The sequence below is a fragment of the Pseudoflavonifractor sp. HCP28S3_F10 genome (genome assembly GCF_052065415.1).
In the GTDB taxonomy this organism is placed as follows: Bacteria; Bacillota; Clostridia; order Oscillospirales; family Oscillospiraceae; genus Pseudoflavonifractor_A.
Genome location: NZ_JBQHUB010000001.1, coordinates 168205 through 189362 on the forward strand (window position 1 = coordinate 168205; position 21158 = coordinate 189362).

Genomic DNA, 21158 nt, shown 5'->3' on the forward strand with positions numbered 1-21158 from the left:
GGAGAAAAGGATGAGCAACAATATGAAACGTATCATAAGTATGATTCTGGCCCTTGCGGTGGCGTTTTCCCTGGCAGTCCCGGCCGGTGCGGCTGAGACTGCGGAGACGGATGACCGGGCGCTGGAGCTGATGCGCGAGACGATCCGCGAGGAGCAGAAGCCAGAGACACAGGCCGAGCAGGAGCTCCCGGCAGCGGACGAGATCGTCGAGCTGATCGTGGAGCTTGAGAGTGCTTCCGGCGTGGAACTGGCCGGAGACAGAAAGGCGGAGGACACGGCGAAGGATGCCCGTCTGATGGACCGTGTGCATGTCTCTCAGGAGTCGTGTATCTCGGAGATCAAAAAGATCAACCCCCAGGCAGAGATCTCCCGGCGCTATGGCCTGCTCTTTAACGGTTTTTGTGTCAAGACCCGCTACGGGGATAAGGAGAAGATCGAAAAGCTGCCCGGCGTGACTTCAGTGGTCCAGGCAAATACCTACAGCAGAAGCATGGCCAATTCCCGGGAGATCACCGGCGTGAACCAGGTGGTCGAGGATTACGGCTATGACGGACGCGAGGTAGTCGTGGCGGTGGTGGATTCCGGTATCGACTACAACCACAAGGACATGGTGATCTCCGACGGCGTGCCGGTCCGGCTGGAAAAAAGCGATGTGGATGAGATGATCAGCGAGTTTGACCAGCCCCACGGCCGGTATTTTACCGAGAAAGTCCCTTATGGCTATAACTATGCTGACCAGAACAACGATATCATCGACCGGGCGGTGGATGATCCCGCGTATGATCACGGAATGATCGTCTCCGGTATTATCGGAGCCAATTGCCAGAGCGAAGAGGAGATCGAGAGGCATGAGGGAGCCCGGGGCATGGCGCCGGAGTGCCAGATCCTCATGTTGAAGATCTTCTCCAACAACTCGGTGGGAGGCGCCAGCGAAGCGGCTATCATTGCTGCCATCGAGGATGCGGTGGCGCTGGGCGCCGATGTGATCAATCTGAGTATTGGTCTCAGCTCTGGTTTCCATAATCCGGAGGACGGACAGCAGAAAGCCATCAAAGCCGCGCGGGAAGCCGGCGTCATCGTGGTGGCGGCTGCCGGCAACGGCGCGAATTCGAACTACATTAAGGACACCGAGGAGGATACGGATAACTATCATACCCTGATCGATACTGAGACGGTAGCAGAGCCCGGCCTGACGGAGGATACCATCCAGGTTGCCTCTATGGACAATGACCAGCGTATCACCTACCAACTCTCCGCCTGGGTAGGTGGGACGAAGCGGGAGACCATGCCGTATGTGCTGTCGGATTTTGATACGAAGGGCCTGACCGAACAGTATCCGGTGGAATACTGCGGGCTGGGACGCCTGCAGGATCTGTCAGGAAAGGACCTGAGAGGAAAAATCGCCCTGGTCAAGCGCGGCGAGATCGAATTCCGGGAGAAGAAGCTCAATGTCCAGGAGTACGGCGCTGTTGCCGCCATCATCTACAACAGCAAGGGCCAGGAAGATCTGCTGGACAATATTTCCACCGATGACGCCGTGGCCATCCCCACTGTGTTTATGCGGAATTCTGACGGTGAACTGCTGAGAAAGTATTGCTCGTCCGGGCTGAAGGTCTCCTTTGAGGACGGCCTGCTGGAGATGCCGTCCTGGGGGGCCGGTATGTCGTATTTCAGCTCGTGGGGCCCGGTTTCCGACCTGTCCTTTAAGCCGGATGTAACGGGCGTGGGCGGAAACGTCTGGTGTACCGTCAGCAACAACGGCTACAAGAGCGCCTCCGGCACCTCCATGTCCTGCCCCAATGTAGCGGGTATCGCGGCCCTGATGGTCCAGCATATGCAGGAGACCGGCATGACCTTTGACGATCCCGGAGATAAGACTGACTATGTGAAGAACGCGCTGATGAATACAGCTCACGTTCTGACGACCTCGTGGGGCGAGGCATATTCGCCCAGAAAGCAGGGCGCGGGCGTGGTATCAGCGGCGGATGCACTCAAAAATGAGACGACAGTCACGTGCAACGGCGATCCGTTCATCGAACTCAAGGCCATCGACGGTGACCGGACGGTACAGGTCGAGCTGTATAACCGGGGAGACGAGAGCGTGACCTATACCACCGGCGCCATGGGTCCGAACAGCGACAGCGTCAAATTTGACCGGTCTGAGGTTACCGTCGCTCCCGGCAGTACAGAGACCGTGTCTGTTACCATCAGAATCGACAGAAATCAGGAGTACAACAACTTTATTGAGGGCTTTATCCGCTTTACTCCCGATATGTGGACGTCGGATGCCGTGTCGGTGGGTCTGCCGTTCATGGGCTTTTATGGCGACTGGGCGGGCCTGCAGATCCTGGATGACCCCATGTATGAGGAAACCTGTGTCTATGGAGTCACAAGCCTTTACACCGGGGTCAGCTACGGCTATCTCATGCAGATGCTCCCTCTGGGAGACGGACGGTATCCCAATCAGTTCGCCATCAATCCGTCCGACCCTGATTCGTACTGCAATGTCATACCGGAGGTGTCTTTCCTGCGGAACGCGCGGGATGTCACCATTGATGTGACCAATGAAAAGGGAGAGGTCATCAAGGTCATCGACCAGATGGACTATGTGCGCAAGGAAGTGGCCATTGAGCAATCGGTCCTGGGAAAGGTTAATTTTGACTGGATGTGGACCGGGACCTATTATGACAAATTTACCGGAAAGCGTCAGTCGGTGGACGAAGGCCAGTATTACATCAACATCAGAGCCAGAGCAGACTACGACGGCGCCGAAGAACAGATCCTGACGATGCCTGTCAAAATTGACAAGACCGCGCCGACAGTGGCGGCGGAGACGGCATTCACTGAAGCGGCTACCTGTCAGCTTCGGATCAACGCGGAGGACGCCGGTGTGGTCAGCTCGGGGATCAAGAGCTTTGTGTTCCTGGTAGACGGGCAAAAATATGCCGATGCCGATGGAAAATCTGTGTTTACCCTGAGAAAGAGTTCGACAGGGGAATACATCATGAACCTCAGGCTGCCCGAGGAAAGCAGCCGGGCAATCCATACCGTGGACATCGGTGTGACCGACTATGCCAACAATATAAGCGCGGCAAGGACCCAGGTGGTGGATACCAGTGCGTCCAGTCTGATGGTCCGGGCCGATAAGAGACAGTATGCCGTGGGAGAGGCCATCGGACTCAGCTGCTCCTGGACAAACGGCGCGGATACGAGCAATGTGGCGGAATACCGTATTTATCTCAACACGCTGAGCAACCTGGTCGGAACAGCGGAAGGACCGTCTTATACGCTGGATAAACTGCTGCCCATGGGACTCTATACGGTGATCGTACAGGCAGTGGACCGGGAAAAGCGGGTGATTGACACCAACTGCGTTGAGGTCAGTGTGGGAATGCCGGGTACTGCGGGACAGCTGATTCAGGTAGAGAACCTGACGGACAGCACGGCCCTCAGAAACGGCGCCACGTTTACGGCACGGATCCGGGCGGCGAATCTCGGGGATCAGGCCAACGGCGCTGCGCTGATCGTGTGCCTTTACGATGAGCAGATGCGGATGGTGGACTGCGTGGCGACCGAGCGGAAGCTGGCGCCCAAGGCCGCGGAATATCTGTCCGGTACGCTGACCATCCCGGACAAGGGCCGGTATACCGCCAAGGTCATGGTATGGAACAGCCTGGATTCCATGGAGAGTCTTATCCCCCATATGGTAGTGGGGATGGAGTAAAAACGCTCTGTGCCCTGCCCCGGAGACGGTATACCGGGATGATTCCCGGAGCGGGAGCATGAAAATTCCCCCGCCGCCTGCATTGCGCAGGCGGAGGGGGAATTCTGTTTGCGGAGAGGTGATACCATGGGCTGCCCGGTTTTTCAGGGCTAACGCGGTACTCTCCCCCGCCCCGGTATGCCGCGGCAGGGTGGGAGGAACAGCGATCACACGCCTGCGGGGCGGCGCCGCTCCATCTCGCCTGTAATACGGCGGACAGCTTCAGCAACGTTCTCCCGGGAGGTGGCCAGGTTCAGCCGTATGCAGCAGGGGGCGTTTCCACCGAACAGTGTGCCATAGTCTACCGCGAGACGGCACTTTCCCTGGAAAAATCCTTCCATCTCCTCCGGTGCGAGATAAGCGCCAAAGTCGATCCACATCAGATATGTTCCCTCCAGCGGGGAGATGACCAGATGCGGGAGCGCCCCAGCCAGCGTGTCCCTGGCATAGCGGTAATTGCCCAGGATGATGGCCTTTACCTGCTCCAGCCACTCCTCACCGCCGCGATAGGCGGCCTCTGCGGCCACATAGCCAACGGCATTTCCACCGTGGATGCGGATACGTTTGGTAAACTGGTCATATTTCGCGCGAAGGGCCGGGTCGGGGAGGATCACCAGCGAGTTCTGCAGCCCGGCCAGATTAAACGTCTTGCTGGGCGCGGTGAGGGTAATCAGAATGTCATCATAGTCCCCGGTCAGCGCCGTGGGGATGTGGGGATGCCCTTCAAAGGTGAGATCGTGGTGGATCTCATCGGAGATGACGCAGACATGGTGCTTACGGCAGATGTCCATCATGCGCCGCAGCTCATCCTGGGACCACACCCGGCCCACGGGATTGTGGGGTGAGCAGAGAATAAAGAGCTTTACGCCCTGAGTCTGGATCTTCCGTTCGAAATCGTCAAAGTCCACCGTGTAATAGCCGTGGTCGTTTTTCAGTTCGCTGGTGACCAGAACGCGGTCGTTATTTTCCACCGCGTGGAGGAAGGGGTAGTATACCGGGGTCAGGACGATCACGCGGTCACCGGGCTGGGAAAGCGCCTGGATCAGCCAGTTGAACGCCGGCACCACACCGGGAGAGAAGCGCAGCCAGCCGCGCTGTACCTCATAACCGTGGCGGCGCTTTTCCCAGTCGATAAAAGCCTGATAGTAGCCGTCGGTGGGAGAATTGTATCCGAACACGCCAAAGTCAACATAGGCATGCACGGCCTGGCGGATACACTCCGCCGCGCGAAAATCCATATCCGCGATCCACAGCGGGAGCAGGCCTTCCTCACCAAACATGGCGGTCTGGTGATCCCACTTGTTGCAGCCGCTTCCGGCACGGTCAATATACTGAATTTGTTCAGCCATTGTGCAGGGCCTCCTGTTTGTTGAGATAAAGGACCGATCCTGCGGGGAGGGTCCGGCCTGATGCAGCCAAACGAAGATCCCCCCTCCGGCCATGGCCGGAGGGGGGATCGCCGCGGGCCGGTACGGAAGCTGTTCCGCTGTCCGCGGGGCGCCTCCGGCAGGGGACGGCCGATTCCTGTGTTTATGGATGTCTTACTTGTTCAGCCAGACGTGAGAGTAGTCGTAGCCGGCGCAGGTATCGACGAACTCGGGGCTTCTGGGGTGGCCCATCACGTAGGATTTCACAGGGATGAGGGCGCCCTTTTCGGCCAGGAAGGCACAGGGCATATCCTCGGAGAGGATCTTCTGGACCTCCTTGTAGATTTCGGCTCTCTCAGTCATGTCGCTGGTAACGGCGCCCTTCTCAAACAGGGCGTCAAGCTCGGGATTGCTGTACTCACCCAAATTGATGCCGGCGCCCGTCATAAACCGCTGGAACATGGCGGAGATGTCGGGACCCTGATAGCCGCCCAGAATGGTCAGGTCGAAGTTGTGACCGAACCACACCTTCTCGTCGTAAGCGGGATCGTCCATGGTGTTGATCTTCAGATCAATGCCCATGTCCTTGAAGTTGCTCTGGATGATGGCCAGAGGCTCGTCATAGCCGCCGAAGGTGTCGATGGTGGTCTCAAAGCGGATACCGTTGCTGTCCTTGGGGAAGCCGGCCTCATCGAGCATCTGGTTGGCCAGCTCCAGGTCGTACTCGGGGATGGTCACGCTGGTGTCCAGAGCCCAGTCATACAGGGGGGAGATGAAATACTCGGCCTTCATGCCGATGCCCTTGAAGCCCTTTTCAAAGATAGCGTCCCGGTCCAGGCCGCGGACGATGGCCTGACGGACCTTGACGTCGGAGAAGGGGCCTTCCTTGGTGTTGAAGCAGATGTACTGGCGGTTGGGCCACATCTTGGTATAGACATTGTAATTGCTGTCGTTCATCAGCTTTTCCAGCTCGTTGGAGGGGACGCTGTTGTCCATATCGTCGATCTCGCCGTTGAGCCAGGCCTGGTAGGCGGTGTTGTCGTCCTCGTTGACAGTGAAGATGACCTTGTCCAGATGAGCCTTTTCGCCCCAGTAGTCGTCATTGCGCACCAGGGTGATGGTCTGATTGTCCTTGTACTCCACGAACTTGAAAGGACCGGTGCCGATGGGAGCGTCGTTGGCGGGGTTGGTCAGCCAGTCGGTGTCCTTATAGATGTGCTCGGGCATGATGAAGGTGCCGTTCCAGGCCAGAGCGCTGACGATGGTCACATCGGGCTCGGCCATCTGGAACACAACGGTGTCCTTGTCGGGGCAGGTGATCTCGGTCACATTGGCCAGAGTATCGGAGGCCAGACCTTCCTTGTCCATGATCTCGTCAAAGGTCCACTTGACGTCGGAGGAGGAAAAGTCGGCGCCGTCATGCCACTTTACATTCTCCTGGAGGTGGAAGGTGATGGCCTTGCCATCCTCGGAGAAATCCCAGGACTTGGCGATGTCAGGCACCACCTGATCGTTGCCGTTGATCTTTACCAGCTGGTTGAACACATTGTGCAGGACGGGCTTGGCCAGATCATTGACCTTGGCGTCGGGGTTAAAGGTCTCGGGGGCCTTGACGATGGAGACAACAAAGGTGCCGCCCTCCTTGACCGTGTTTTCCTGAGAAGCAGGGGTGGCGGCAGGAGCAGAGGCAGCGGGGGCGGAGGGTGCCGGAGTCTCGGCCGCGGGTTCTTTGCCGCAGGCGGACAGAGCGAAGAGCATCGAGGCCGCCAGCAGAAGGGATAAAATTCTTTTCTTTGCATGAAGCATGGGGTTATTCTCCTTCCTGTACTTATTGTATTTAAAGTTAAATACAAACGATCACAAAAAGCACCGCACATAGTGCTCTGGACCGGCCTGCGCCATTTCAGGGCGCTCCGCGGCGCACCGGTCCTTTGGCGCGGGGCATTTTCCGTAATAGGGGCAGGCATGGGCCCCGGGAGCATGGGAGATGGGAGCGGCAGAGACGTAGTCGGTATTGATTCGGCCGCTCAGATCTCCGCAGCATGAGAGGAGCGCCCTGGTATACGGGTGTGTGGGAGCGCGCGTGAGCTCACGGGCAGATCCGTATTCCACGATCCTGCCCAGGTACATGACGCAGATGGAATCGGAAAGATAAGCTGTGGTCAGGAGGTCGTGGCTGATGAAGATCAGACTCGTATGAGAGGTTTTTACGATCTGGTCGAAGAGATCGATGATATCCGCCCGGACTGAAACGTCCAGCATGGAGACTGCCTCATCTGCGATGAGCAGCCGCGGCTCGGAGATCATGGCGCGCATGATGGCGACCCGCTGCAGCTGTCCGCCGGACAGCTCGTGAGGATAGCGGTGAAGAAAAGCCTCCGGGGGATCGAAGCCATATTGGGCCAGAAGGTGCAGACAATACTCAGTCTGCTGTGCCCGGCTCCAGTCCCGGTGATGGATCTTCACAACGCTGACAAGCGCCGTCTCAATGGTCTGGAGGGGATCAAAGCTTTCAAAGGGGTTTTGAAAGATGATCTGGCAATCTTTCCGGAAGCGGGACTTCCGCCGCTTCAGCAGTTCTCTGATATCATGACCATCAAAGAGAATGGAGCCTGATGTAATGCGCTCCAGACCCACGATCATTTTGGCCAGGGTCGATTTTCCGGATCCGGATTCTCCGATGATCCCGAGAACCTGGCCCGGGCGAAGGGTAAAGGAGAGGTCGTTCACGGCGTCAATGGTGGTGACCTTATTTTTGTAGGTCTTATGGAGGTGCTCCACGACTAAAATATCACGGCTCATGATCAGAGTTCTCTCCAGCGATGACAGCGGATCCTGTGCATGTCATCCAATTGTTCCTCCCGGGGCTCGTCCGTCCGGCAAATGGATTGACAGCAGGGACAGCGGCTGGCAAAAATACAGCCCTGGGGCGGGGCGCCCATGTCCGGCAGATTACCGGGGATCCCGTGAAGCGCCCCTTTGGGAAGGTCAAACTTGGGATAGGAAGCTATCAAAGCTTTGGTATATGGATGCCTGGGGGACCAAATAAAGGTATCCCGGTTTCCGAATTCCAGGATACTGCCGGAATACATAACAGCAACTTTGCTGCACAGTTTGGTGATGACGGAGAGATCATGTGAAATCACCAGCAGGGTCAGACGGTAGCGGTTCTGGATCTCCTTTAGCTCCGCCATGATCTGCTGCTGTGTGATAACGTCCAGAGCAGTGGTCGCCTCATCCAGGATCAGGAGCTTCGGCTTGTGCATAAGGGCCATGGCGATGCTGACGCGCTGGAGCATTCCGCCGGAGAGTTCAAAGGGATACATATGATATACCTTTGGATCCAGATTGCAGACCTGAAAAATCTCCAGCATAGCGCGCTCAATCACATCGGCCTTTTCATGGGGGCAGTGGACACGGTAGATATTGCGGAGCTGTTTGCCGATCTTATGTACAGGACTCAGCGAGGTCATGGATTTTTGAAAAACCATGGAGAGATCGACCCAGCGGCGGGAATTGAATTCCGGTTCGGGCATGCCCAGAAGCTCGCTGCCGTTAAATACGATGCGTCCGGAAACCTCAGCCACGCCGGGCGACAGGAGACGGAGAAGCGCCAGAGCCAGCGTGGATTTTCCGGAGCCGGACTCCCCCACGATGCCGAGAGAATCGCCCTGCTCGATGGCAAAGCTGCAGTCCCGGACTGCCGCGATGGGATGCCCCGCGTTTTTATAGGAGACATTCAGCCCGTCGATTTCAAAAAATGACATAAGCAAGCACCTGTCAAAGCTCTCCCGCCTTTGCGTTGATCGCCATATTGATCCCGTCGCCGATCAGATGAAAGGACAGAGAGGTGAGGATGATGGCAAAACCAGGGAATGCGCAGATCCACCAGCAATTGGGCAGATACCTCCGGCCGGAGGAAATGATCTTGCCCCAGCTCACCACATTCGGGTCGCCCAATCCCAGAAAAGACAGTCCGGCTTCCGACAGAATGGCGGCGGAAACCGTCATGGTGAGGTTGACGATGACAGTGAAAATGCAGTTGGGGATGATATGAGTAAGGATGATCTTCGCCTTGCTCTCACCCAGTACCTCTGCATTTTTGATGTAGGATTTTTCGCGGATCGCGATGGCCTGTCCGCGCATGAGCCGGGCGGAGCCCGGCCAGTTGGTGAGCGCCATGATCAGGATCATGTGATCGATGCTGCTGCCGTAGATGGAAATAGCCAATACGATGAGAAAAAAGGTGGGGATCATCATGGATACGTTCAGAAACTCACAGATGATCTTATCAACTGCGCCGCCCAGATATCCGGAGATCCCCCCCACCGCCACGCCAATGACGGAGGAGAGCAGTGCGACAACGACGCCTACCTTCAGGGAAGTGCGGGTGCCGTAGACCACCATGGTAAAGACGTCATATCCCACGCCATCTGTTCCAAAGGGATATTGCGGCGATGGCGCGTGAAGCATATCGTCATGCAAATAGTCTGGAGGATTGCCGCACAGAGAAGGGCCGGCCAAGGCGACAAAGAGCAGAAAAAGCAGCAATATGATTCCAGACAGCAGCTTTCTGTTTCTGAAGGCCGGCCTGAATGAAAGAAATCGATTCATTATCCGCACCTGTTCATCAGTTAATCAGCGAAATTTGATCTGCGGGTCCGCCAGCGCGTACAGAATATCTGTCAGGATCGTAAAGACACAGACACAGATCGAGATGATCAGATACGAGCCCAGCAGAACAGGGTAATCCCGCCGTGCGATGGCATCCATGATCAGCCGGCCCATACCCTGCCAGGAAAAAACGATCTCAGTCAGGGCAACACCGCTGATTGAGAAGGCAATGGAGGTTCCCGCGATGGTAATGACGGGCAGAATGGAGTTTTTGAGGACGAATTGCGTAAACAGTTTTCGTTCAGAGATACCCGTGGCCCTCATAGAGAACACAAAATCTTCCGACAGGTTCTTCAATGCGGCCGTACGGAAGATCTTATAGTAGGAGGGGGCCTGGATCATAACAAGGGTCAGAAGGGGCAGGATCATATGCCGGGCAACGTCAAGAATATAGCGTACACCGGTGTACTGCATCCGTACATCATACATCCCGGAGGTGGGAAGAATCTTCAGCCAGGAGGCAAAGACCAGCATCAGGATCAGGCCAAGCCAAAAGGCCGGAATGGAGTCAAGCACATAGGACACCGTGTCCAATACATGGGTCTGCCACCGTCCGCGGCGGCTGACCGAATAGGTCGCGAGAGCAACGCCAATGAGCATGGACAGAAGGACGGCTCCGGTGGAAAGCAGCAGCGTCGGGAGGATACGGGCACGTATGATGTCCCAGACGGGCTTGTCACTGACATAGGAATAACCCAAGTCACCGTGCAGGATATTATTGACATAAAGTCCGAATTGAGTCAGCAGTGGTTGATCCAGCCCGTACTTTTCGGTCAGATGCGCCACCAGCTCGGGGTTGGGATTTTCCATCCCGCACAGCAGCCGGACCGGATTTCCGGGAGCGGATTTTACCAAAAAAAAAGTAACGACAAAAGAAATAACGACCGAGAGACAACCGGTCAAGATCTTTTTGAATATGTAGTTTTTCAAAATTTTTCCTCTTCCCACACACCGGGTATGTCCATCGTTCAGCTACATTGTACACTAGGATAGCAGGAATATAAAAAAAGTCAATATTCATACAAAATGGCAATAAAATAGAGAGATAATATAAAAAATAACAATATATAACCGGGAATAGATAGTTCACTATATTGCAAAATCAAATAAAGATATATGTAAATATTTTAAATACAAATAATAGATGGGCTTGGTTGACACTGAAAAAACGGAACGTTAAAATGGCCTTGCCCGCAGGGAGCGGATACGCTCCGTTTTGCGGCATGGAGCCGGGCGATGAATGAAATTGGTACAGAAACATAAAAGGAGTTGTATGACATGGAAAAGGTAAAGCTGCCGGTCAGCTTTGAGAGCTATAATGAGGCGCGGCAGAAGGGATTTCTGCGTATGAAGGAGCTGAAGGAGCAGGGGGCCCGGGTGGTAGGCATGTTCTGCTCCTTTGTGCCGGTGGAACTGATCTATGCCGCCGGGGCCCTGCCGGTGGGCCTGTGCGCCTTTACCGAGGAGCCCATCCCAGCCGCCGAGGCTGATCTGCCCCGGAACCTGTGTCCTCTCATCAAGGCCAGCTACGGCTTTGCCCTGACCGATACCTGCCCCTACTTCTATTTTTCCGACTTTGTGGTGGGCGAGACTACCTGTGATGGAAAAAAGAAGATGTTCGAGCTGATGAACGAGATCAAGGACACCTATGTCATGCAGCTTCCCCACAGCCGGGACGCCCAGGCTCTGGCCTTCTGGCGGGAGCAGATCATCGCGTTCCAGAAGAAGCTGGAGGAGTTCTACGGTATCACCATCACCGAGGAGGATATCCGCGCCGCCATCCGGCTGAAGAACCGGGAGCGGGACGTGATGCGCCGCTACCTGGAGCTGGGCCAGCTCAACCCTGTGGCCATGAGCGGCTATGAGATGGGCACCCGGGTGGACGCGGGCAGCTTCTCCTTCGACCTGGAGCAGCGCTGCAGCGAGGTGGAAAAGCGCACCGCCGAAGTCCTGGCCGACTGGGAGGCCAATTATAAGGGGAAGCCCACCGACCGGCCCCGCCTGCTGGTCACCGGCTGTCCCAATGCCGGCGTGCGGGAGAAGATTATCCGCGCGGTGGAGGAGATGGGGGCCGACGTGGTGGCCTTCGACACCTGCAACGGCATCCGGGAGAAGGTGGAGAAGGTGGACGAGAGCGATCCCGACGTCTACAATGCCCTGGCCCGGAAGTACCTGAACATCAACTGCTCGGTGATGAGCCCCAACGAAAGCCGCCGCGAGTACATCGGAGCGATGATCGACAGCTATCAGGTGGACGGCGTCATCGAGATCGTGCTCCAGTCCTGCCATACATACGATGTGGAGGCCCATTTCATCAAGCGCTTCGTCACCCAGGAGAAGGGCATCCCCTATCTGAACATCGAGACCGACTATTCCCAGGCGGACAAGGGGCAGATCAACACCCGCCTGGCCGCCTTCCTGGAGACCATCGAAAAATGAGCTATTTTACCGGAATCGACATCGGCTCCACCGCCTCCAAGGTAGTGGTGCTGGACGAGAGCGGCGTGGTGGACCGCTTTGTGCTTCCCACCGGCTGGAGCAGCAAGGAGACCGCCGCCGCCATCGCCGATCGGCTCAGTGAGAGCGGCCGGCCGGTGGACGGGGACATGAAGGTGGTGGCCACCGGCTACGGCCGTGTCTCGGTGGAGTACGCCGCCAGGACGGTGACCGAGATCACCTGCCATGGCCGGGGCGGCTATGCCCTGCTGGGGCGCAGCTGCACCATCGTGGACATCGGCGGCCAGGACACTAAGGTCATCACCGTGGAGGATGGACTGCCCTCCAGCTTCCTGATGAACGACAAGTGCTCCGCGGGAACCGGCAAGTTCCTGGAGATCATGGCCAACCGGCTGGGGGTGGACCTGGGGGAACTTTTCGCTCTGGCCGAGCGGGGGGAGCCCCTGGCCATCAGCTCCATGTGTACGGTATTCGCCGAGAGCGAGGTCATCAGCCACATCGGCGCGGGAGAGCGCCGGGAGGACATCGCCGCCGGCGTGGTGGACTCGGTGGTGAGCAAGGTGGCCGGCCTGTGCGCCCGGCATGGCCTGAAGGGGGACGTGCTGCTCACCGGCGGACTGTGCGACTGCGCCTATCTGGTCAAGCGGCTGTCCCAGCGTTTGGGGACCAACGTTTGTACCGACCCCATGGGCCGGTACGCCGGGGCGCTGGGCGCGGCCCTCATCGCCCGGGGTGGGAAAGGGAGGAAGCCATGATCTTCCTGTCCTTTTACACCACCACCCACAGCATGAAGGGGGAAGCCGAGGCCAAAAAGCGGGGTGTGGCGGTGACCATGATCCCCACGCCCCGGGGCGTGGCGGGGAGCTGCTCCCTCTCCCTGCGCTTTGACGGGCCCGACCCGGAGCAGGAGGGACGGGACTTTTTCGCGGCCATGACCGTGCCCTGCACCCTCTTCCGCCTGGATGAGGAGGGGCCGGAGCGGCTGGCGGACAGGGGGGAGCACCCGTGATCTATCTGGACGCCGCCGCCACCAGCTATCAAAAGCCGCCTTCGGTCTACGAACGGGTCAATGAGGCCGTGCGTACCCTCTGCGCCAATCCGGGCCGGGGCGGCCACCGGCCCTCACTGGATGCGGGGCGGGCGGTCTACGAGACCCGGGAGAAGGCCGCGGCCTTTTTCGGCGTGGAGGAAACCGAGCGGGTGATCTTCACCTCCAACGCCACCGACTCCCTCAATCTGGCCATCCAGGGGATGGCAAAGCCGGGGGGACACATCGTGCTTACCTCCATGGAGCACAACTCCGTGCTCCGCCCGGTGAAGGCGCTGGAGAGGCTGGGCGTCTCCCACACGGTGGTGTGGGGCGATCCCCATACCGGCGCGGTGACGGCGGAGCAGATGGAGGCGGTCCTCCGGCCGGAGACCTGCCTGGTGGTGTGCACCCATGCCGCCAACACCACCGGGACATTTATGCCTGCGGCGGAGATCGGGGCCATGTGCCGGCGGCGGGGGGTTCCCTTCCTGCTGGACGCATCCCAGTCCGCCGGAGCATACCCCATCCATATGGGGGAGATGCACATAGACCTGCTGGCCTGCCCCGGCCACAAGGGGCTGCTGGGTTTGCCGGGCACCGGACTGCTCTGTCTGGGGCCGGGAGTGGACCCGACCCCGCTGAAGCAGGGGGGGACCGGCAGCCTTTCCGCCCATCTGGAGCAGCCTGCGCTGCTCCCCGACCGCTATGAGAGCGGCACGCTGAACACCGTGGGCATCGCCGCTCTGGGGGCGGGGCTGGACTGGCTGAACGCCCGGGGGCTGGAGACGGTGCGCCGCCATGAGGAAGCCCTCTGCGCCCGGCTGCTGGCCGGGCTGGCAGAGCTTCCCGGCGTGTCGGTGTACGGCCCGGAGAAGGCGTCGGACCGGGCGGCGGTGGTGCTCTTCAATATCCGGGGGATGGACCCATCGGAGGCGGCTCTCCGGCTGGACCGGGAGCATGATGTGTGCGTGCGTTCCGGCCTGCACTGCGCGCCTCTGGCCCACCAGACGGTGGGAACGGCGCCCGAAGGCGGCGTGCGCATGAGCATGGGCCCCCTCAACACGGAGAAGGATATCGACGGCGCCCTGACCGCGGTCCGGGAACTGAGTCTGAGCGTTCAAAACTGATTGAAAAAGCAAAAAAGCGGATGCCTCCCCGGAGGCGTCCGCTTTTTGGCTGAAAGGGCAGGTTATTTGGCTGCTTGCGGCCGGGGGCCGGATACGGCAGACACAGGGGCCGGAGCACCGTCCCCGCTGAGCTCCCCATAGGTGCGCCGGATGACGGCCGCCGCGATGAGGAAGGTCAGGATATCGGATACAGGCATGGAGAGCAGCACGCCGTCCAGCCCGAAGAAGAGCGGCAGCACCAGGGCGAAACCCACGCCGAACACCACCTCCCGGATCAGGGAGATCATGGTGGAAGCAAATGCCTTGCCCAGGGATTGCAGATAGATAAAGGTCCCCTTGTTCACGGTGGCCAGGATCATCATGCACAGGTACACCCGGAAGCATTTTATGGCAAACCGGGTGTAATAGACGCTCTCGTTGGCGGCGCCGAAGATGCCGATGAGCTGCCGGGGAAAGAGCTCCACGATGAGCAGCGCCGCGGCGCCCAGAATGGCCTCGGCCTTCAGCAGACGTGTAAAGAGGCTTTTGGCCCGGTCCTTCCGTCCCGCACCCACATTGTAGCCCACGATGGGAATGCACCCGGCGGCCATGCCGACGGCAATGGAGATGACGATCTGGAAAAACTTCATTACGATGCCCAGCACGGCCATGGGGATCTGGGCGTATTGGGCCTGGCCGAAAATGGGGTCGAGAGCGCCGTATCTCAGAGTCATATTCTGGATGGCAGCCATGGCGGCCACCAGGGAGATCTGGGACAGGAAGCTGCACAGGCCCAGAGGCAGGTACTTGCACGCCAGCTTCCGGTGAATGCGGAAGCTGGTCGCCTCCAGCCGGACTGCCTTCATGCGGCAGAGGTACCGGACGGAGAGAAGGGCGGTGAGGATCTGGCCCAGGATGGTGGCCACCGCCGCGCCCATCATGCCCCAGCGGAAGAGGAAGATGAAAACGGGGTCCAGAACCATGTTGACCGCCGCGCCGGCCAGGGTGGCGGCCATGGCAAACCTGGGGCTGCCATCCGAGCGGATGATGGGATTCATGGCCTGGCCGAACATATAAAAGGGAACGCCTACGGTGATCCAGAAGAAATACTCCTTGGCGTGGCGGAAAGTCTCATCGTTGACCCGGCCGCCGAAGGCGGTGAGGATCTGATCCTGAAAAATGAGATAGACGGCGGTCAGCACCAGACTGCTGAGCACACACAGCAGCACCGCGCTGCCGATGCCCCTGTGGGCTTCGTCCTTTTTGCCGGCGCCCAGACTGATACTGACAAAGGCGCAGCAGCCGTCGCCGATCATGACGGCGATGGCCAGCGCCACCACAGTCAGCGGGAATACCACCGTGTTGGCGGCGTTGCCGTAAGAGCCCAGATAGCTGGCGTTGGCAATGAAGATCTGATCCACGATGTTGTACAGCGCCGCTACCAGCAGGGAGATGACGCAGGGGACCGCATATTTTTTCATCAGCCTTCCGATGGGCTCAGTCTCAAGAAATGAATTCGACTTGTGTTCCATTGGAACCTCCTCCTTGCAGAAAAATGACTGCTCATGCGGCTGTCCGCTGTGCGGGCAGCGCAGCAAAAAAACAGCGCGTAGCAAGCAACCGGATTTACGCAGTTACGCTACACGCTGTTATAGATAACATACCGTTTTTTTGCGGAAAAGTCAAAGGCAGTTTTGAACAAAAATCCGGGTGGCAGCACCTGGATGGCCGGTTGACAGACGGATATGGCTGTGCTATTCTTGCCAATAAGAATAGTATGTTGATTGGTTTAGATTCAAAGCGGTAAAGACCGGTACGGATGCGGAGGTATGACATGATCTATCTGGACTATTCCGCCTATACCCCGGCAGACCCCGCCGTGCTGGAGGCGTTTTATAAAGCGGAACAGACCTATATCGGAAATCCCAATTCCGCCCACTGCGCGGGGCAGGCCGCCCGGGCGGAGATGGCCCGTGTGACCGACCACATCGCGGAGCTGCTGGGAGCGGATCCCGCCGGAGTCATTTATACGTCGGGTGCCAGCGAATCCAACAATCTGGCCATCAAGGGTATCGCCCAGGCGTCCCGGCGCCTGGGCAGGCATATCATCTCCACGGAGCTGGAGCATTCCTCCGTGGACGGGACGCTGGGATTTCTCCGGCAGCAGGGCTGGGAGATCGACCTGGCGGAGACCGGCCGGGACGGTATGATTGACCTGGGGCGTCTGAGGGAGCTGCTGCGGCAGGATACGGTCCTGGTCTCGGTCTGCGCGGTGGACAGCGAATTGGGGACGGTGCAGCCTGTCCGCCGGATCGCGGAACTCCTGAAGGAGTTTCCCAACTGCCGCCTCCATGTGGACGCCACCCAGGCGGTGGGAAAGACCGGACTGACAATGGAGGGCGTGGATACCATGAGCATCGCGCCTCACAAGTTCTATGGCCTCAACGGAAGCGGGCTCCTTCTGAAAAAGAGGGACCTCACCCTCGAGCCCCAGATCCACGGCGGCGCCAGTACGACCCCATACCGCAGCGGAACGCCGGCTTTGGCACTGGCCGTCTCTGCGGAAAAGGCACTTCAGCTGGCTCTGGACAACCGGGAAGAGCGGGTCAGCCGCGTGCGGGAGCTGAACGTCCGGCTGCGGGAAGCTCTTTCCGGGTATCCGGCGGTGCGGTTCAACAGCCCGGAGGGCGCAGTGCCGCACATCCTGAACCTCAGCGTCCGGGGCGTGAAGGGCACGGTGTTCCAGCAGGCACTGAGCCGGTACGGCGTGTGCGTGTCGGTCAGATCCGCCTGCTCTACGGCGGGAATGCCCTCGAAAGCAGTGTTCGCTGTCAGCCGGGATCGGAGAAATGCCCTGTTGTCCTGGCGGATCAGTATCAGCCATCTCACTACCCGGGAAGAGATCGAAGCATTCCTGCGGATCTTTGACGCCTGTTACCGTGAACTGGTGCCGCCGGGGATCTGAGAGCGAAAGAATATGGAGATCGCTGAGACCCGGCCGGGCGGCCGGAGATGGCAGCCGGCTGTGCAAAGCCTGCCGGGATTCATCCGTGGCGAATTTTTTGTTTCTCCGGCCAGTGGAACCGTGCTATAATGTAGCTGCGGTTTGCGGCCCGGGCAAGAAAACCGCGGCGGCCCGGGGCGCAGTCTATGGCTTCAGGGGGGAAGGACTATGTGGATCCTGTTTGCGTTTGGCTCCGCTCTTTTCGCGGGTATTACATCTGTTTTGGCAAAGTGCGGTATTCGGAAAACAGACTCCACCGTAGCTACCGCCATCCGCACCATTGTCGTACTGGCCTTTTCCTGGCTGATGGTGCTGGTGGCAGGTTCACAGGATCAGATCGGTGAGATCGGCGGCAGGACCCTTTTGTTTCTCGTCCTGTCCGGACTTGCCACCGGGGCATCCTGGCTTTGCTATTTTAAGGCGCTGCAGCTGGGCGATATCAATAAGGTAGTGCCCATCGACAAATCCAGCACCGTTCTGACCATTCTTCTGGCATTTGTTTTCCTGAATGAGGGGATCAGCCTGCCCAAAGCCATTGGCCTCGTGCTGATCGCCGCCGGTACCTTTCTGATGATCGAAAAGAAGGATGCCCACCCCGGGCAGGCCAAAGGGAGGGGCTGGCTGTTCTATGCGGTGGGTTCTGCCGTTTTCGCAAGCCTGACTTCGATCCTGGGCAAGGTGGGCATCTCCGGCGTGGAGTCCAACCTGGGTACGGCCATCCGCACTGGTGTGGTGCTGGTGATGGCCTGGACTATGGTGTTTGTCACAGGAAAGCAGCACACGCTCCGGGAGATCCCCGGGAAAGAATTGAGCTTTATCTGCCTGTCGGGCCTTGCCACAGGCGGCTCCTGGCTGTGCTATTACCGGGCATTGCAGGACGGGCCTGCCAGTGTAGTCGTCCCCATCGACAAGCTGAGTATTTTGGTGACTGTGGTATTCTCCTGTTTTGTGTTTCATGAGAAGCTGACACGGAGATCCGGCGCCGGCCTTGTAATGGTCGTGGCCGGGACACTGGCGATGCTGATCTGAAACGGTCCAAAAGATATAAAAGCACCGTATTCCCATGGAATACGGTGCTTTTATGGTACGAGTGGCGATATAGAACTTATATGTCCAAAGAAAGAAAAAACCAAATCGAGGCCCAGCGCAGCGGGTTCGATTTGGAAAGGAGGAGCAGCGGCATGAGCGCGCTCTGACTTATAAAATAAGTCGGAGCAAGCGATATAGAGCTTGCTCCGACGTGGAGTGTAAGACCAATTGAGATATTTGCGAAAACCCTTTATTTTCAAGGCTTTGCGGGTCTTCACCCATTATTCTCTTTGCCGTTTTCGCTGAGATGGCTGCGGATTTTCCACCCGAGGGCCATTTTAGTGTTCGACCAAAAAAGATATCGTCTTTTGCCGGACGAAAGATCGACTGAGGGAAGCTCCTGCTTCATCGGACACATCATCCAAGGAGTTCGTCCAGCAGGTAGTTGTATTCCGGCAGCTGATCCGTGTACTCTTTCATCCATTCCCGCATGGCTCGTTTTTCCAGATTGGTGGCTTCCGTGTAATCCTCGCTGTGCCCTTCCCGCTCCATAAAGTCGTATGCGAGATTCTGATAAATCTCTTTCACCAATGTTTCGGGATCTTCCAGTCGTGTTACATCGGAGTCATCAATGGAATCTGCCGCAGGCAGGCCAAGCAGAACATACCCGAACTTCTTCGAATAGACCACATCGAGCAGTTCAGAGCCTTCAATGTAGTTCTGGAATACCCCGAGGACCCTCTCAAGCTCTGTTTTCTTTTCCTCGAATGAACTCATGGCAACATCTCCTTTCTGTCGGAATGACCGACTTTCCTGGTCTGGCGTATGTGGTATCTTTATTATACCGCATTCACTCTGGCCATAGTAGAGAGGCGAGGCGGGAACTTTCCCCAATCACATGGTCTGCTCCATCGTTGCCACCCGGCAATAGCCATGAGAATAGGCAGGAGCCAGATCGATCTCGCCATCCGGGCAATAGACCCGAACCCCTGCGGCGGTCAGCTTTTCTCCAATCATCGCCAGCCCTTCGGGGTCACGAGTCAGGCGACCGCTGTTCATGACCAGCACCCGGTTATAGACTCCGTGCCGTGCATCACGGATCAGCGTCTTGATGCTCTGTCGGTTTGCATCCAACCCGCTCTCATACTGGAGCATTTCGGTCGAAACATCAAAACCAAGCTGGTCGGCAAGGCGGCGAAGCTCGGTGCGCTGATGTTCCATTGCGATGTGGTTGCTTTCGATGGGCGGCCCGTCCACCCGGCAGTAGAGACAGCACTTCTGCATCTGCTTTGACCTCCTTGAACGAATTTAGGAAGAAGCTACCGCTCAGCCCTGACATTCATCCCGGATGAAATCATACAGGGCTTCCGGTTCCTTCAGGCACCACTTAGTTTTTTCATCATCGGTCCAGACTTCATAGTCCGGGGCGGCATCGTAAAGCCACCAGCTGATATAGTCGTACTGGTCGTTGATCGCTTCCTTCAGCACATCCAGCAAGGCGGCAAGAAGCAGCGCTCCGCCCTCAAAGACGAAATGTCCATCTCCCATCAGGGCGAGTGCCTTACTGAACTGTTCGTCTCGATCCTTTTGCGCTTGGATCTTTCTCAGGGCTTCGCAGAAGGTTTCCCTGGATAGCATCAAAGTCCCCCTCCCGGTTTTCCCCTCTCCGCTTCCTGTTCGGCTTTCCATTTCAGAAGCAAGGAGATGGCCAGTTCCTGGGTCGCGGGATCTGCGCAGAACTCAAAGAACTTCACAATCAGCATTTCTGGCGTCAGCCCCATAGGAGTGATTATCTTTTCCAGTTGTTCCAGAAGCTCTGCGTCCACCTGGATCTCCACGAGCTCATATCGCTTTTCATCCATGGTGCGTTTCCTCGTCTTCCGGAGATTCCTTCAGCAGCTCGTCCAGTCGCTGTCGGAACAGCTCCTGGAGCTCCTTCCAGACCTGCGGTTGTTTGAGGGGCGCCATCGGCTGGTTCAGTTCCCGCTCCAGATCGGCGACGGCCACCGACAGCGTCTTGTCATCGAACAGCTGGTAGTGGCGGCGGGCGTACTGGACGACCGCCGCACTCTCCTCATCTTCGGTACGCATGGCATAACGGAGGGCGCTGTTGATGACACAGGAAAAATCATCCACATAGTCAAGATTGAACCAGGAGGCAGGGCAAAGGACCAGGTCGTCTTTGCCTTCGTCGGTGATCACCAGCCCGATATCCTCACGGCTTATCCGTTCCAGCACGGCATCCAGGTCATCTGCCAGTGCCTGGCGTGAGATGCGTTCCATGTTTTCCAGAGGTTGCAGAATCGGCATCCTTTCTTTCCTCCTATCGTCTTCTTTGATTTTGCCAGATGTAAGCACTCGGCTTAAGCCGTGCCACACTTGCGGGTATGGCTCCTGCTCTCCATATCGGCTCAAATGTTCGCTGATCTTTGCTGCGGCGGCGGAACGGGCAGCCGCATCCAGACGGCTCAGGTTCCGGCAGGTAAATTCTGCAGCTATGCCGGGCATATAGGTGTGCCGCCCCAGACTGTACTGGATCGCCGCCAGAACGATATGCCGCAGCCCTCCATCTAAAATGGGAGCGAGGATTCTCACGGAGAACAGCACCCCGGCGCTTCCTTTTTGGGACTGGAGAGAGAGACCGCTCCGCTCGGCTCGCTCCATCATGTGCGTCCAGTCCTGCCGTGCGATGGAACTGGCCACAGGAGCCGCCTCATAAAAGCCCTTT

19 protein-coding genes are annotated in these 21158 nt (G+C 57.9%); 7 read left to right on the forward strand and 12 right to left on the reverse strand.

What is annotated here, in order from left to right:
* Positions 1-22 precede the first annotated feature (22 nt).
* On the forward strand, positions 23-3724 hold the full coding sequence (locus ACTNBZ_RS00810) for a S8 family serine peptidase (RefSeq protein ID WP_441207743.1): 3702 nt from the start codon (positions 23-25) through the stop codon (positions 3722-3724).
* Between the two features lie 206 nt (positions 3725-3930).
* Here the strand turns inward: ACTNBZ_RS00810 and ACTNBZ_RS00815 are convergent, their stop codons facing one another.
* The 6 genes from ACTNBZ_RS00815 to ACTNBZ_RS00840 all read right to left on the reverse strand — a co-directional run bounded on the left by ACTNBZ_RS00815 (position 3931) and on the right by ACTNBZ_RS00840 (position 10734).
* Positions 3931-5112, reverse strand: a complete 1182-nt coding sequence (locus ACTNBZ_RS00815; RefSeq protein ID WP_441207744.1) for a MalY/PatB family protein — start codon at positions 5110-5112, stop codon at positions 3931-3933.
* Between the two features lie 192 nt (positions 5113-5304).
* Positions 5305-6936, reverse strand: coding sequence for an ABC transporter substrate-binding protein (locus tag ACTNBZ_RS00820; RefSeq protein ID WP_441207745.1), 1632 nt, complete (start codon positions 6934-6936; stop codon positions 5305-5307).
* Positions 6937-6987: 51 nt separating this feature from the next.
* Positions 6988-7932, reverse strand: coding sequence for an ABC transporter ATP-binding protein (locus tag ACTNBZ_RS00825; RefSeq protein ID WP_441207746.1), 945 nt, complete (start codon positions 7930-7932; stop codon positions 6988-6990).
* A 2-nt stretch (positions 7933-7934) separates the two neighbouring features.
* Complete coding sequence (locus ACTNBZ_RS00830; RefSeq protein WP_441207747.1) at positions 7935-8897, reverse strand: ABC transporter ATP-binding protein; 963 nt, start codon at positions 8895-8897, stop codon at positions 7935-7937.
* Between the two features lie 13 nt (positions 8898-8910).
* Positions 8911-9558 carry an ABC transporter permease gene (locus tag ACTNBZ_RS00835; protein ID WP_441207748.1) on the reverse strand — a complete coding sequence of 216 codons (648 nt, stop codon included), beginning with the start codon at positions 9556-9558 and terminating at the stop codon, positions 8911-8913.
* 210 nt (positions 9559-9768) lie between these two features.
* Positions 9769-10734 carry an ABC transporter permease gene (locus ACTNBZ_RS00840; RefSeq protein WP_441207749.1) on the reverse strand — a complete coding sequence of 322 codons (966 nt, stop codon included), beginning with the start codon at positions 10732-10734 and terminating at the stop codon, positions 9769-9771.
* A 348-nt stretch (positions 10735-11082) separates the two neighbouring features.
* Between ACTNBZ_RS00840 and ACTNBZ_RS00845 the strand changes: the two genes are divergently transcribed.
* Genes ACTNBZ_RS00845 through ACTNBZ_RS00860 form a run of 4 tightly spaced genes read left to right on the forward strand, consistent with a single transcriptional unit; the run spans position 11083 to position 14418 of the window.
* A complete protein-coding gene (locus ACTNBZ_RS00845) occupies positions 11083-12243 on the forward strand; it encodes a double-cubane-cluster-containing anaerobic reductase (protein ID WP_441207750.1) in 1161 nt (386 codons plus the stop codon).
* The gene (locus ACTNBZ_RS00850; RefSeq protein ID WP_441207751.1) at positions 12240-13016 is read left to right on the forward strand and encodes an acyl-CoA dehydratase activase; all 777 of its coding nucleotides are present in this window, start codon (positions 12240-12242) and stop codon (positions 13014-13016) included. Before ACTNBZ_RS00845 ends, ACTNBZ_RS00850 begins: the two co-directional genes overlap by 4 nt.
* Positions 13013-13270: a DUF3343 domain-containing protein gene (locus tag ACTNBZ_RS00855; RefSeq protein ID WP_441207752.1), complete on the forward strand. Its 258-nt coding sequence runs from the start codon at positions 13013-13015 to the stop codon at positions 13268-13270. The genes ACTNBZ_RS00850 and ACTNBZ_RS00855 overlap by 4 nt, the downstream gene beginning before the upstream one ends.
* On the forward strand, positions 13267-14418 hold the full coding sequence (locus tag ACTNBZ_RS00860) for an aminotransferase class V-fold PLP-dependent enzyme (RefSeq protein ID WP_441207753.1): 1152 nt from the start codon (positions 13267-13269) through the stop codon (positions 14416-14418). Before ACTNBZ_RS00855 ends, ACTNBZ_RS00860 begins: the two co-directional genes overlap by 4 nt.
* A gap of 62 nt (positions 14419-14480) precedes the next feature.
* Here ACTNBZ_RS00860 and ACTNBZ_RS00865 read toward each other — a convergent pair whose 3' ends face one another.
* Positions 14481-15929, reverse strand: coding sequence for an MATE family efflux transporter (locus ACTNBZ_RS00865; protein WP_441207754.1), 1449 nt, complete (start codon positions 15927-15929; stop codon positions 14481-14483).
* Positions 15930-16231: 302 nt separating this feature from the next.
* Between ACTNBZ_RS00865 and ACTNBZ_RS00870 the strand changes: the two genes are divergently transcribed.
* Together ACTNBZ_RS00870 and ACTNBZ_RS00875 are read left to right on the forward strand one after the other, a co-directional pair.
* A complete protein-coding gene (locus ACTNBZ_RS00870; RefSeq protein WP_441207755.1) occupies positions 16232-17362 on the forward strand; it encodes a cysteine desulfurase family protein in 1131 nt (376 codons plus the stop codon).
* Between the two features lie 207 nt (positions 17363-17569).
* Positions 17570-18430 carry an EamA family transporter gene (locus tag ACTNBZ_RS00875; RefSeq protein ID WP_441207756.1) on the forward strand — a complete coding sequence of 287 codons (861 nt, stop codon included), beginning with the start codon at positions 17570-17572 and terminating at the stop codon, positions 18428-18430.
* A gap of 417 nt (positions 18431-18847) precedes the next feature.
* On the opposite strand, the gene ACTNBZ_RS00880 is transcribed toward ACTNBZ_RS00875, so the two are convergent.
* The 5 genes from ACTNBZ_RS00880 to ACTNBZ_RS00900 form a co-directional block, all read right to left on the reverse strand.
* Positions 18848-19207: a hypothetical protein gene (locus ACTNBZ_RS00880; RefSeq protein WP_441207757.1), complete on the reverse strand. Its 360-nt coding sequence runs from the start codon at positions 19205-19207 to the stop codon at positions 18848-18850.
* A 117-nt stretch (positions 19208-19324) separates the two neighbouring features.
* Positions 19325-19714 carry a recombinase family protein gene (locus ACTNBZ_RS00885; RefSeq protein ID WP_441207758.1) on the reverse strand — a complete coding sequence of 130 codons (390 nt, stop codon included), beginning with the start codon at positions 19712-19714 and terminating at the stop codon, positions 19325-19327.
* Positions 19715-19756: 42 nt separating this feature from the next.
* A complete protein-coding gene (locus ACTNBZ_RS00890) occupies positions 19757-20068 on the reverse strand; it encodes a hypothetical protein (protein ID WP_441207759.1) in 312 nt (103 codons plus the stop codon).
* A complete protein-coding gene (locus ACTNBZ_RS00895) occupies positions 20068-20292 on the reverse strand; it encodes a hypothetical protein (protein WP_441207760.1) in 225 nt (74 codons plus the stop codon). The genes ACTNBZ_RS00890 and ACTNBZ_RS00895 overlap by 1 nt, the downstream gene beginning before the upstream one ends.
* Complete coding sequence (locus ACTNBZ_RS00900; protein WP_441207761.1) at positions 20285-21133, reverse strand: hypothetical protein; 849 nt, start codon at positions 21131-21133, stop codon at positions 20285-20287. The genes ACTNBZ_RS00895 and ACTNBZ_RS00900 overlap by 8 nt, the downstream gene beginning before the upstream one ends.
* Positions 21134-21158 lie beyond the last annotated feature (25 nt).

Excerpts from the sequence above, each read along its gene's own strand:
- ACTNBZ_RS00845 (WP_441207750.1), top strand. The coding sequence starts at position 11,083 with ATGGAAAAGGTAAAGCTGCCGGTCAGCTTTGAGAGCTATAATGAGGCG.
- ACTNBZ_RS00890 (WP_441207759.1), bottom strand. The coding sequence starts at position 20,068 with ATGCTATCCAGGGAAACCTTCTGCGAAGCCCTGAGAAAGATCCAAGCG.
- ACTNBZ_RS00820 (WP_441207745.1), bottom strand. The coding sequence starts at position 6,936 with ATGCTTCATGCAAAGAAAAGAATTTTATCCCTTCTGCTGGCGGCCTCG.
- ACTNBZ_RS00815 (WP_441207744.1), bottom strand. The coding sequence starts at position 5,112 with ATGGCTGAACAAATTCAGTATATTGACCGTGCCGGAAGCGGCTGCAAC.
- ACTNBZ_RS00855 (WP_441207752.1), top strand. The coding sequence starts at position 13,013 with ATGATCTTCCTGTCCTTTTACACCACCACCCACAGCATGAAGGGGGAA.
- ACTNBZ_RS00850 (WP_441207751.1), top strand. The coding sequence starts at position 12,240 with ATGAGCTATTTTACCGGAATCGACATCGGCTCCACCGCCTCCAAGGTA.
- ACTNBZ_RS00870 (WP_441207755.1), top strand. The coding sequence starts at position 16,232 with ATGATCTATCTGGACTATTCCGCCTATACCCCGGCAGACCCCGCCGTG.
- ACTNBZ_RS00885 (WP_441207758.1), bottom strand. The coding sequence starts at position 19,714 with ATGCAGAAGTGCTGTCTCTACTGCCGGGTGGACGGGCCGCCCATCGAA.
- ACTNBZ_RS00875 (WP_441207756.1), top strand. The coding sequence starts at position 17,570 with ATGTGGATCCTGTTTGCGTTTGGCTCCGCTCTTTTCGCGGGTATTACA.
- ACTNBZ_RS00830 (WP_441207747.1), bottom strand. The coding sequence starts at position 8,897 with ATGTCATTTTTTGAAATCGACGGGCTGAATGTCTCCTATAAAAACGCG.
- ACTNBZ_RS00810 (WP_441207743.1), top strand. The coding sequence starts at position 23 with ATGAAACGTATCATAAGTATGATTCTGGCCCTTGCGGTGGCGTTTTCC.
- ACTNBZ_RS00895 (WP_441207760.1), bottom strand. The coding sequence starts at position 20,292 with ATGGATGAAAAGCGATATGAGCTCGTGGAGATCCAGGTGGACGCAGAG.
- ACTNBZ_RS00865 (WP_441207754.1), bottom strand. The coding sequence starts at position 15,929 with ATGGAACACAAGTCGAATTCATTTCTTGAGACTGAGCCCATCGGAAGG.
- ACTNBZ_RS00825 (WP_441207746.1), bottom strand. The coding sequence starts at position 7,932 with ATGAGCCGTGATATTTTAGTCGTGGAGCACCTCCATAAGACCTACAAA.
- ACTNBZ_RS00880 (WP_441207757.1), bottom strand. The coding sequence starts at position 19,207 with ATGAGTTCATTCGAGGAAAAGAAAACAGAGCTTGAGAGGGTCCTCGGG.